This window comes from Mesorhizobium sp. M0058 (genome assembly GCF_040323095.1).
GTDB lineage: Bacteria > Pseudomonadota > Alphaproteobacteria > Rhizobiales > Rhizobiaceae > Mesorhizobium.
Genome location: NZ_JAMYUQ010000016.1, coordinates 102558 through 114353, shown reverse-complemented (window position 1 = coordinate 114353; position 11796 = coordinate 102558). Strand labels below are relative to the sequence as shown.

General features: G+C 63.1%; 9 protein-coding genes. 5 read left to right on the top strand and 4 right to left on the bottom strand.

Annotation, left to right across the window (positions count from 1 at the left end; genetic code table 11):
• A complete protein-coding gene (locus NKJ75_RS25945; protein WP_023667842.1) occupies positions 1 to 603 on the bottom strand; it encodes an ANTAR domain-containing response regulator in 603 nt (200 codons plus the stop codon).
• Between the two features lie 282 nt (positions 604 to 885).
• Between NKJ75_RS25945 and NKJ75_RS25940 the strand changes: the two genes are divergently transcribed.
• Positions 886 to 3174 carry a mechanosensitive ion channel family protein gene (locus NKJ75_RS25940; RefSeq protein WP_245265816.1) on the top strand — a complete coding sequence of 763 codons (2289 nt, stop codon included), beginning with the start codon at positions 886 to 888 and terminating at the stop codon, positions 3172 to 3174.
• A gap of 175 nt (positions 3175 to 3349) precedes the next feature.
• Here the strand turns inward: NKJ75_RS25940 and NKJ75_RS25935 are convergent, their stop codons facing one another.
• From NKJ75_RS25935 to NKJ75_RS25925, 3 genes are read right to left on the bottom strand one after another with little or no spacing between them, the layout of a single operon-like run.
• The gene (locus NKJ75_RS25935) at positions 3350 to 4837 is read right to left on the bottom strand and encodes an aldehyde dehydrogenase (RefSeq protein WP_023692260.1); all 1488 of its coding nucleotides are present in this window, start codon (positions 4835 to 4837) and stop codon (positions 3350 to 3352) included.
• Entirely contained in the window at positions 4834 to 6048 is a 1215-nt protein-coding gene (locus NKJ75_RS25930) for a cytochrome P450 (protein WP_031204603.1), read from the bottom strand. The genes NKJ75_RS25935 and NKJ75_RS25930 overlap by 4 nt, the downstream gene beginning before the upstream one ends.
• Before the next feature lie 43 nt (positions 6049 to 6091).
• The gene (locus NKJ75_RS25925) at positions 6092 to 7540 is read right to left on the bottom strand and encodes an APC family permease (RefSeq protein ID WP_023745652.1); all 1449 of its coding nucleotides are present in this window, start codon (positions 7538 to 7540) and stop codon (positions 6092 to 6094) included.
• 165 nt (positions 7541 to 7705) lie between these two features.
• Here NKJ75_RS25925 and NKJ75_RS25920 point away from each other — a divergent pair, with 165 nt between their 5' ends.
• The 4 genes from NKJ75_RS25920 to NKJ75_RS25905 are packed head-to-tail and all read left to right on the top strand — an operon-like array spanning position 7706 to position 11788.
• Positions 7706 to 8476, top strand: a complete 771-nt coding sequence (locus NKJ75_RS25920; protein ID WP_352500346.1) for an IclR family transcriptional regulator — start codon at positions 7706 to 7708, stop codon at positions 8474 to 8476.
• Positions 8476 to 9759 carry a Tm-1-like ATP-binding domain-containing protein gene (locus tag NKJ75_RS25915; RefSeq protein WP_023738353.1) on the top strand — a complete coding sequence of 428 codons (1284 nt, stop codon included), beginning with the start codon at positions 8476 to 8478 and terminating at the stop codon, positions 9757 to 9759. Before NKJ75_RS25920 ends, NKJ75_RS25915 begins: the two co-directional genes overlap by 1 nt.
• Positions 9756 to 10418 (top strand): HAD family hydrolase, encoded by a 663-nt coding sequence (locus NKJ75_RS25910; protein ID WP_023745654.1) that lies wholly within the window; start codon positions 9756 to 9758, stop codon positions 10416 to 10418. The genes NKJ75_RS25915 and NKJ75_RS25910 overlap by 4 nt, the downstream gene beginning before the upstream one ends.
• A gap of 20 nt (positions 10419 to 10438) precedes the next feature.
• Positions 10439 to 11788 carry an aspartate aminotransferase family protein gene (locus tag NKJ75_RS25905; protein ID WP_023745655.1) on the top strand — a complete coding sequence of 450 codons (1350 nt, stop codon included), beginning with the start codon at positions 10439 to 10441 and terminating at the stop codon, positions 11786 to 11788.
• Positions 11789 to 11796: the final 8 nt, after the last annotated feature.

The following is an 11796-nucleotide window of genomic DNA, read 5'->3' as shown; positions in this document are numbered from 1 at the left end:
TCATTCGTCCTCCGACGGCCCGAGCAGCCCGGCGGCAGTCACCAGGCTCTGAGCAATGTCGCCGATCTTGCGGTTCTGGTTCATCGCCGTCTTGCGCAGCAGCGTGTAGGCGGCCTCTTCGGTCAGGCCGCGCGACTTCATCAGGATGCCCTTGGCACGGTCGATCACCTTGCGGCTCTCAAGCTCCCCTCGAACCTCTTCCAGCTCGCGCGCCATGCGCGAGAAAGCGTTGAAGCGGCTGACCGCCATGTCCAGGATCGGCTTGACGCGCTCTTGCCTGAGGCCGTCGACGACATAGGCCGAAACGCCGGCATCGACCGCCGCTTCGATCGATGCCTGGTCCGATCGGTCGACGAACATGGCGATCGGCCGCTTCACCGCACGCGACAGCTGGAACATGTTTTCCAGCATGTCGCGGTTCGGGTTTTCCAGGTCGATGACGATGACGTCCGGCTCGATCTCGGCGATGCGCCGCGCAATGCCGGTCACGTCGTGGATGACGGTGACCCGCTCATGGCCGGCCTCGCGCAAACCTGCCTCGATGATCGCGGCGCGGATACGGTTTTCGTCGATGACCAGGACGGCGAGTGAGCTGCGGACCATGCGTGCATTGTGGGCAAGGTCGCAAAATTGTGCAATGCGGCATGGTCACAGGCTCCCGCCGCGGAGCAACCGACGACCGACAACGACCCGGTCTAGGTGGTCGGGACAAGGAACGCAGCGCAACGCTGGCGCTGGTGATGACAGCCTTGCCGGTCGCCTGGTGCCCTACCCAACGGTCTAGGTGCGATGAGACTTGCACCGCAACATCGGCTTGTTAAAGGTGGGGGCAACGACGGACATAGCTGTCCTTGCTCGCCGATCTGACCGGAAGGTTACCGCACGATGCTGCTCATGAAACGACGATTGGGGGCCAGGGAGCCGGCGCGCCCGGCACGGCGTCCCGGGAACCTGACGGCGATGTTCGTCCTGATAGCCGGGCCACTCGTCCTTGGCATCGCCCTCCTGTTGGCTGGTCCGGCACAGGCCCAGGCACCGGCCGCCGTCACGCCCGACAAGGTCAAACAGCTGTTCGAGCTTCTCGACGATCCGTCGGTGAAGGCCTGGGTGGCCGAGCAACGAAATCCGGCCGCAGGATCGACGGAAGCGCCTGCCGAGACTAGCGCTCCGCCGGCCGACGCCGTGGCCGCACCGGGCCAGATGAATACTATGGCATCCTCGACGCTCGATCGGATCAAGCATCACATCGAAAAGATCGTGCGAACCTTGCCTTCGCTGCCGGACCAGTTCGCGCGCGTCCGGGCCAATACCATGGACGATATGTCCAGCAAGGGCCCCGTCAGCATATTGGTGCTGATTGCGATCTTTATCGCTGCCGGCCTGGCGCTCACCTGGGCAATATACAAGCTCACCCGTCCATTTCGTCTTTGGATCATCGCGCAACCCAGAGATACGCCCATCGGGCGGGCCAAGAAGATCGGCGGCCGCACGCTTTATTCCAGCATGATGATCGGCTCGTTCGCGCTGGGCAGCGCCGGTGCGTTCATGCTGTTCGACTGGCCAGCGCTCATCCGCGAGATTGTGCTGACATTTCTGATGGCTGCGGTCTTTACGTGGGCTGTGCGCCTATACGTGATGGCCACACTCGTCCCTTCTTTCATGGAGGTCGAGCACGCCATCGAGGTTCGTGCCCTGCCGATCACCAACGGAGCTGCTGACCATTGGGCTTATTGGCTGCCCCGGATCGTCGGCGTTTTCGCCTTCTTCGCCGCCGCGTTTGTCCTCTTGCCGGGTCTCGGCATAGACCAGGACGGAATGATGGTCCTGTCGGTGGGCGCCGATTTCATCCTGCTGTTGCTCTTCCTGCTGGCCATTTGGCGTCGGCCAAGAACGCAGCGAGACGGCGCGCGCCACAGCGGTGACACGGCAGTGACATGGTTGTTGACGGCTTACTTCGTCGTTCTGTTCCTCGAACGCATTGCCGGCCTCTACACATTCTTCTGGTTTACCTTCACCGCATTCTTCCTGCCTTTGGCAATTGTGCTGACAGAGCGCGGGGTTAATTTCGTCCTGCGGCCCGGTTCGGAAGATGCCGGCCGGCCGACGATCCCGGCGGTGACGATCGCTGTCATCGATCGCGGTATCCGGATGATTTTCATCCTCGCGGCGGCTTACCTTCTCGCACGCGTACTGGGCCTGGACATGCAATCCATGCGCGGCAGCGATACGACCACCATGCTCATATTGCGCGGCTTGATCAACGTCGTGGTCATTGCCCTTGCTGCCGATTTCGGCTGGTCGATCATCAAAGCCTTGATCGAACGAAAGCTGGGCGTCGCGATACCGCAAGCGGTGGTGAGCGAAGAAGACATCCTCACCCTCGATCCGCATCAGGCGCGGCTGCACACGCTGTTGCCGATCATCCAGAACATTCTGCTAGCAGTGATCATCGTGATGGCGGTGCTGATGATGCTCGCTTCGATCGGCATCCAGATCGGCCCGCTGATCGCCGGCGCCGGCGTCGTCGGCGTCGCCGTGGGTTTTGGCGCGCAAACCATCGTCAAGGACGTGATCTCTGGCGTGTTTTATCTGCTCGACGATGCTTTCCGTGTCGGCGAATACATTTCATCGGGCAGCTACAGGGGTACGGTGGAGAGCTTTTCGCTGCGCTCGGTGAAGCTGCGCCACCATCGTGGTCCGCTGTTCACGATACCTTTCGGCGAACTCGGCGCCGTGCAGAACCAGAGCCGTGACTGGGTCACCGACAAATTCAACATCACCGTTGGCTATGACACCGATATCGACTTTGCTCGCAAACTGATCAAGCGAATTGGCCTGGAACTGGCGGAAGATCCGGAGTTCAAACACTGGGTGATCGAACCGATCAAGATGCAGGGGGTGCAGGAGTTCGGCGAGTACGGCATCGTCTTGAGGGTCAAGGTCACGACCAGACCTGGAGGCGCCTTCAGCATGAAAGGCAGGTTCTTTTTGCGCCTCCGCCAGGCCTTCAAGGAGCAGGGCATCGAGCTCCCATTCCCGACCGTCCACGTCCAGGGGCTGCAAGACCCGCATGGGACAGAGAATGCGCGTTTGGAGGTCACACCTGAATTACGAATGGCCGTCGCCCAGTCGCACACCAATCGGCGCAGAAAAAAAGCCGGCACAACGGAGTAGGACGCTGTGATACCCGCCGGTCGCAACACGGCTTTCCGCGCAAAGCCTGGACCCGCGACACCACGCTAGTCGAGCTGCCGATAGCGACGACCTGATCGCCGCCAACCAGCACCAGCGTGGCGTTCTGAGGCCAAGCTTGACGAAAAGAGCAGATATGCTGGCCTTTCCGCGAGGCTCAGAGCGCAATCCAGGCGGTCTTGAGGTCGACAAATTTCTCCAGCGCATGCAGCGACTTGTCACGGCCGAAACCGGACTGTTTGACGCCGCCAAGCGGCACGGTGATATCGGCTCCGCCATAGGTGTTGACGTGGACGACACCGGCGTTGATGGCGCGCACCATGCGATGGGCCGTGGAAAGATTGGCGGTCCACACCGCCGAGGCAAGTCCGTAGACAGTGGAGTTGGCCAGATGCACCGCCTCCTCCTCGGTCTCGAAGCGCATCACGCCGAGCACCGGTCCGAACACCTCCTCGCGCGCCAACTGCATCTCTTGCGTCACGTTCTCGAAGATCGTCGGCGCCATGTAGCTGCCGCCGGTCTCGGTCAGTATCCGTTCGCCACCGGCGACGAGACGGGCGCCTTCGGCTTGCGCCATGGCGACGAAGCCGAGATTCTTGTCCAGCTGTTCGGCGCTCGATACCGCACCGATATCGCTGGCGAGATCGAGCGGGTCGCCGACCTTGAGCCGCGTGGTTGCCGAGACAAGTTCGTCCATGAAAAGATCATAGACCGACGACTGGACGAGCAGACGCGAGCCCGCCACGCAGACCTGGCCTGAATTGCGAAAGATGCCGTTAGCCGAGACGACCGCCGCCTGCTTCAGGTCCGGAGCGTCGGCAAAGACGATGTTGGGCGACTTGCCGCCAAGCTCGAGGAAGACCCGCTTCAAATTGGAACGGGCGGAGTATTCGAGCAGCCGCCGGCCGACCGGCCCCGATCCGGTAAAGGCGATGGCGTCGACATCCATATGGAGGCCAAGCGCTTCGCCGGCGACAGCACCATGACCGGTAACGACGTTGAACACGCCTTCGGGAAGTCCAGCCTCGCTTGCGAGTTCGGCCAGCCGCAGCAAGGTCAGCGAGGCGATCTCCGGCGGCTTGACGACGACGCTGTTGCCGGTGGCCAATGCGGGCGCAATCTTCCAGGCACCGATCATCAGCGGGAAGTTCCACGGCACGATGACGCCGACGACACCGAGTGGCTCCCTGTGGATCAGCCCGAGCACATTGTCGGCCGTCGGCGCGATCTCGCCATAGACCTTGTCGATCGCCTCGGCGTAGTAGCGGATGGTGCCGGCCGCCGACAGCGGCTCGGCCTTGTAGGCCATGCCGATCTCGGTGCCGTTGTCGCGCACGCCAAGCACGGCCAGCTCATCGACATGTTTTTCGATCAGCTCGGCAAATTTCGTCAGCACCTTCTTGCGAAAGGCAGGGGCGGCGCGCGACCATGAACCCTTCTCGAATGCTTTTCGCGCCGATCGGACCGCGCGATCGATGTCAGCGGCATTGCCGTCAGCGATGCTGGCAAAAGGGCGGCCGTCGATCGGCGAAATCACCGCCAGCGTCGCGCCGCTCGTCGCTGCGGCCTGTACGCCGTCGATAAACAAGCCCCGCTCGCCGATCTCCGTCTTGCGCAGCGCGTCGATGGCATTCTGGCTGATCATTGGTGGCGGACTCCCAGGGAAACATACAACGTGGTTGGCGCGCGGAATTCCCAGCCGCGAAACACCGGCACCTTGCCTGGCACCAAGCTGAGATCGGGGAAGCGCAGGAGCAGCAGCCTTAACGCAAGGCACATCTGCTCGCGCGCGAAAAACCGGCCCGAACAGAAATGATGACCAAAGCCGAAGGCGGCATGATTGCCTTCCCTGCGGTTGATGTCGAAGCGGTCTGGATCGGCAAAGCGGCTCTCGTCGCGGCTTGCCGAGGAGACAAGTGCAGCGACCGCGGCGCCGGCAGGGATCGTTACGCCGCCAAGCTCGACCGCCCGCGTCGTCTGCCGCGTCTGGGTTCCGATCGGCGCCACCCAGCGCAAGCCTTCATCGACAGCCCTGGGCACAAAGGTCTCGGGATCGGCGAGCACCTGCCGCACTTGTTCGGGATGCGCAAGCAGGCCGGCGAGGATCGAACCGGCACCATGTCCGGGCTCCTGCATGCCGCCAAGCAGGATGACCTTGATGCTTGGCATCAAGAAATCGATCGGCCGCGTCGTGCCTTCCGGCATGCCGTCATGCAGCATATGCGACAGCGCCGAGTCGTCGGGTGCGCGCGCAAGTCTATCCAGAGTCGGCCGGATGGCAACGCCGACCTCGGCGCTGATCGCATCGGCGATCTCTTGCCGTTTTTGGTCGTTCTCGAAATTGATGGCACCCTGCGCAAGGCCATAGAACCAGCGGCGCAGCGTCGCCATGTCGATGTCGGCAAGGCCCAGCGAGCGCGCCAGGCTGAGCGTCGACACCGGCTCGAAATAGTCCGCCATCAGCTCGGCGGAGCCTTGTTCGGCGATCCGGTCCAGAAAAGGTTCGGCAATCGACCGTACGAGATCGCCGGCATAGGCGGCGACGGTGCGCGGCCGGTATTTCGGATCGACGCCTTGGCGTAGCTGTCTATGCGTTTCGCCGTCGGTGGTCAGGATGGTCGGCTTGCCGAACGAGCGTTCGACCGGAGACGTACCGACGACGGCGGAGAAGATGTCGGGTGACTTTGCGACGGTCTCGACGTCCTTCCAGCGGGTGACGAACCAGAGATTGACCGCCGGCACGAAAGCGACAGGGGCGCTGCGCCGCAGTTCCGCATAGATCGGATACGGATCGGCTTCCAACGCCTCAACGGTGATGCTCTCGGCAAAGCTCAACGCCGGTACTCCCTTTGCCATGGAAAGGGGCGGCGCCGAACGCGCTACCCCCTTGTCCTTTGTCCTAGTCCTTCAGCGGCACGCCGAGATTTTCGAAGGCAACCGGATCCCGGCTCTTCAACGCACCGGCAAGCAGCAGGCCGACCACCGCGGCAATCAGCACCAGCCCCGGCAGCAACACGCCGAGGAAGCCGCTGGCGCCCGACAGGCCACCGAAATTAATGACGATCAGGTAGATGATGATGACGAAGGCGACGAAGGTCAGCCCCGGCAGGATGGTGGTCTTCAGCGCGTTTTCCTGGGCAGACGGATTGGCGCGAAAGTACATCACCACGGCGAGCGAGGCCACGGCCATCATCACGATGACTCCGAGCGTCGCGACATTGGTTAGCCAGGAAAACAGCGCCAGAACTGGATCGAGGCCGAGTATCGCGAACAGTCCGATGACGAGCGCGGCCAACACGCTCTGGATGACGGAAGCGGCATGCGGGCTCTGGTGCACTGAATGCGTCACGCCGATCGATTCAGGCAACAGCTTCTCGCGGCCCGAGACGTAGATGTAGCGGGCAACTGCGTTGTGGAACGCCAGCACGCCGGCAAACAGGCTCGATACGAACAGGATGCTCATGGCGTGCGACAGCATGGTTCCGGCGTAGCGGTCGGACAGGCCGAACAGGAAGGTCGTCGGATCCTGAAGCGTCTGCAGTGCAGGCAACAATTTGTCGACGCCGGCCCCGACCGCCATCAGCCAGGCCGTGACCATGTAGAAGACGCCGATCAGCAACACTGAGAAATAGGTGGCGCGCGGAATGGTCACCTTGGGATTGCGGGCTTCCTCGGCGTAGATCGTCGTCGCCTCGAAACCAATGAAGGCGGCGAAACAGAACAGGATGGCGATGGCGGGCGAGCCGCTGACGATCTGGCTCCAGCTGAACGGCGCCGCCGAGAGACCACTGTCGCCACCGGTCTTGAGGATGGCGAGGTCTAGCACCAGCACAACGATGTATTCGCACAGCACCAGCACCGTCAGGATCTTGGCCGACAGGTCGACCTGGCGGTAGCCCAACACCGCGACGATGGCGACGGCGATGAAGCTCCACACCCACCAGGGCAGGTCGATGCCCCAGCCGGCGAACAGGCCGGCGGTCGCGGCCCCCAGCAGGCCCATGACCCCGATCTGCATGGCGTTGTAGGACAGGATCGCGATGATTGCGGTTGCGCCGCCGGCAAAACCGCCCAGCCCGCGCGCGGCATAGGCATAGAAGGCGCCGGCATTGCCGACATGGCGCGACATGGCGACGTAGCCGACCGCAAACAGCAGCAGCAACACGGTCACGATAAGATAGGTGCCGGCAAAGCCCGCCCCATTGCCCATAAGCATGCCGAGCGGCGTGCCGCCGGCGACCGCGGTGAGCGGCGCCGCCGCCGAAATCACCATGAAGGTGATAGCGCCGACGCCAAGACTGTTCTTGCGCAGCCTGTTGGCGGGCGCCTGTTCCGAAACTGCTGACATTTGTCCCTCCAGTTTACGAACCCCTGGGTTCGCGGCCGCTCGGCCTGTTCCCTGAATGCCATCGGTTCATTATTTGAACCCTTATTTTGAATATAGACTTGCAAAGAATGCCGATGCCTGTCAAGTTAATTCACACATTAAGTTTCTATCCGAGCGGGAGGCTGGATGGGTACGGTCGGCAAGGCGATTTCACTTCTGGAGCTGTTCACGGCGGACGAGCCCGAGCTCGGACTTTCCGATCTCGCGCGGCGGTGCGCCTTGGACAAGGCGACGACGCGGCGGCTGCTGATGGCGCTGGGCGGCCATGGCTTCGTCGAGCAGGATGCCGGCACGCGGCACTATCGCCTCGGCGCCGGCCTGTCGCGGCTAGCGCGTATCCGCGAAGCCTGCTTCCCGTTCCTGCCAACGGCAATTCCCGTGGCGCAGGATTTGGCGGGTTCGACAACCGAGACGGTGCATCTGTCGGAATTCGGCGTCGACAGGCTGATCACCGTCCATGTCGAGCATTCAAGCTGGGCAAACCGGGTGAACATCGATGTCGGCCAGCTTCTGCCGCTGCATTCCACCGCCTCCGGCATCGCCTATCTCGCCTTCGCCGACAACGCGACCGTGAAAGCATGCCTGACAGGTTCGCTTGAGGCCTTCACCGATCATACCCTCGTCGAGCCGGCCGCCATTTCAAAGTCGATCGGCGAGGCGCGCGACCGCGGCTATTCAATCTGCGACCAGGGCCATGAGGACGGCGTGATCGGCGTCGCGGCTGCAATCCGCGCCGCCGATGGTCTTGCGCTGGGGACAATTGCGGTGGCAGCCCCGAAGGCCAGGACGACACCGGCTACGATCGTGGAACGAGGGCTTGCGGTTGTGACCGCAGCACGGGAGATTTCGATGCGCCTCAATGGCGAAAACCTGCAAACCCTGAGGAGGCAGGCCTGATGTCTGCAGATATGGCGACGCCCCGCATCCTGGTCATCGGCACGGGCGATACCAAGACCGACGAACTGCTGTTCATGAAAGCGTGTATCGAGGCATCCAGTGGCCGCGCCGTGATGATGGATGTCAGCGTGCTGGGCGACCCCGCCTATAGTCCCGATCACGACAAGCATGCCGTTGCGCGGGCCGCTGGCGTGACGATGGCCGAAATCGTCTCGAGCGGCGATGAAAACACCGCCATGACATTGATGGCCGTCGGCGCCGTTCAGCTGGTGCGCCAGCTTCACCAGCGCGGCGAGATCGACGCCTTCATCGCCATCGGTGGTTCGATGGGAACCGATTTGGCGCTCGATGTCGCGCTGTGCCTGCCGCTCGGCGTGCCGAAATTCGTCGTCTCGACCATCGCCTACTCGCACCTCATTCCGCCCGAGCGTGTCGCGCCCGACCTGATGATGATCCTGTGGGCAGGCGGGCTCTACGGCCTCAACACCATCTGCAAGCTGGTCCTTTCCCAGGCCTGCGGCGCGGTCGTCGGTGCGGCGAGGATCGTGCTTGCATCCCGTGCTTCGGCCCCGGCGGTCGGACCGACCATCGGCATGACTTCGCTGGGCAGCAGTTGCCTGCGCTATATGAAGACGCTGAAGCCGGCGTTGGAGCAGCGCGGCTATGATGTCGCGGTCTTTCACACCACCGGGATGGGCGGCCGGGCCTTCGAATCGATCGCCAGCCAGGACCATTTCTGCGCGGTGTTCGACTTCAGCCTGCAGGAGATCACCAATCATCTTGCCGGCTCGGTCGTCAGCTCCGGCGCCGACCGGCTCGAGAATGCCGGCGCCCGCGGCATTCCGCAGATCGCAGCCCCTGGCGCCGTAGACATGGTCGATTTGCCGACCTGGCAGGCGCTGCCGACAAAGTTCGCGCAGCGGCCATTCCATGCTCATAACAGGTTGATCGGCTCGATTACCGTCGATGCCGCCGACCGCCGTGAAGTCGCCAGGACCATCGCCGCCAAGCTCGGTGCGTCGAAGGGGCGCTCCGCTTTCATCCTGCCCTCCGGCGGCATCCAGGAATGGGATGCGCAGGGCGAGCCGCTGTACGAACCCGAAGCCCTCGCGGCGTTCACCGATGAGATGCGCAAGGCCATTCCCGCCGGCGTCGAGTTCCACGAGATCGACGCCCACATTAACAGCGACGAGTTCGTCGGCAAGGCGCTCGAAATCTTCGACCGCTGGGTCGAGGAAGGCATCATCCCGCGCGGCATGCCGGCCAAGGGAGTGGCTGCGTGAGCGCTGTTCCTGCCCAGGCGCTCGTCCTCGATTTCGGCGGCGTCGTCACCCGGACCCTTTTCGAGACCCATGCCTTGACCGAACAGGCGCTCGGCCTCGCGCCGGGAACGCTGCAATGGTACGGGCCGTTCGACCCGGATTCAGATCCGCTGTGGCGCTCAATGCAGGCCGACGAGATCAGCGAGCGCGATTATTGGCGCACCCGCACCAGCGAAGTCGGCCGGCTCGTCGGCGAGGACTGGCAGGCGATGGAGACATTCGTCCAGCGCGCACGCGGAGCCGAGCCGGAAAAGATCGTGCGGCCCGAAGCCGTCCGCGCAATCCGGACCGTGCATGCGGCGGGATTTCGCCTGGCGATCGTGTCCAACGAGCTAGATCTGTTCTATGGCGCCGGCTTCCGTCAGCGGCTGCCGCTGCTCGAGCTGTTCGACACCATCGTCGACGCCACTTATACCGGCATCCTCAAGCCCGATCCGCGCGCCTATGCCTTGGTGACCGAGGCGCTTGGCCTGCCTGCCGGCGCCTGTGTGTTCGTTGACGACCAGCAGCGCAATGTCGATGGCGGCCGTGCCGCCGGCATGCGCACGGTTCATTTCGACGTCGCGCGACCGGCACTTTCCTATGCCGAGGCCCTCGGCCATTTCGACCTCATCTCCTGAGACATTTGCGGAGCCTTGCGATGCGCGACATCAATTTCCTCACCGAGAAAAACGCCAAGCCGATCTGGCATCCGATGGCACACCCGGCCGAGATGCGGGCCAACCCGCCAAAGGTGATCATGAAAGGCGAAGGCGTGATGGTCACAGACATCGACGGCAACACCGTGCTCGATGCGGTTGGCGGACTGTGGAACGTCAATCTCGGCTACTCCTGCGACCCGATCAAGAAGGCCATCGCCGACCAGCTCAGCGCCCTGCCCTACTATTCCGGGTTTCGCGGCACGTCGACCGGCCCGTCGATCGAGCTCGCTTACGAACTCAGCGAATGGTTCGAACCGGAAGGCATGGTGCGGACCTTCTTCACCTCGGGCGGCTCGGATTCGGTCGAAACCGCACTGCGGCTCGCCCGCCAATACTGGAAGATCCGCGGCCAGGGCGACCGGACAAAATTCCTCGCGCTGAAGAAGGGCTATCACGGCACCCATTTCGGTGGCGCGTCAGTCAACGGCAACGCCAATTTCCGCCGCAACTATGAGCCGCTTATGCCCGGCGTCTTCCACATTCCCGCACCCTGGACCTTCCGCAATCCGTTCGATGAGACCGATCCGGCGCGGCTGGCCAAACTGTGCGCCAAAGCGCTGGAGGATGAGATCGCCTTCCAGGGCGGCGACACCATTGCCGCCTTCATCATGGAGCCGGTTCTCGGCGCCGGCGGCGTCATCGTTCCGCATGACAGCTTCATGCCGCTGGTGCGCGAGATATGCGACCGCCACGAAATCCTGCTGATCGCCGACGAGGTGGTCACGGGCTTCGGTCGCACCGGCGCCTGGTCGGGTTCGCGGCTATCCGGCGTGAAGCCGGATTTCATGACCATCGCCAAGGCGATCACCTCGGGCTATTTCCCGCTCGGCGCCACCTTGATCGGCGCCAAGGTCGCCGACGTCTTCGAGGCCGACAAGACCAGCTTCGGGGCGATCGGTCATGGCTATACCTATTCCGGCCATCCTGTCGGCTGCGCGGCAGGGCTGGCTGCACTTGTCGAGACCAAACGGCTTCGCCTGGACGAGAACGCAGCCGCGCGCGGCATCGAGCTGGCGGCGATGCTGGAGGGGCTAAAAGCCAAGCACGCGATCGTCGGCGACATCAGGTACAAGGGCCTGATGGCTGCGCTAGAGCTGGTCTCCGATCGCACGACGAAAAAGCCGGTGGACAAGAAGACCATGGCCGTGGTTTCGGAAGCCACTTATGACGCCGGCGTCATGCTGCGCGTGTCCGGCAACAACATCATCCTGTCGCCGCCGCTGATCATCGGCGCCGCCGACGTGGCAAAGATCGGCGAGGCCATCGATGCAGGTCTGTCGAGGGCCTGATGCCCGCT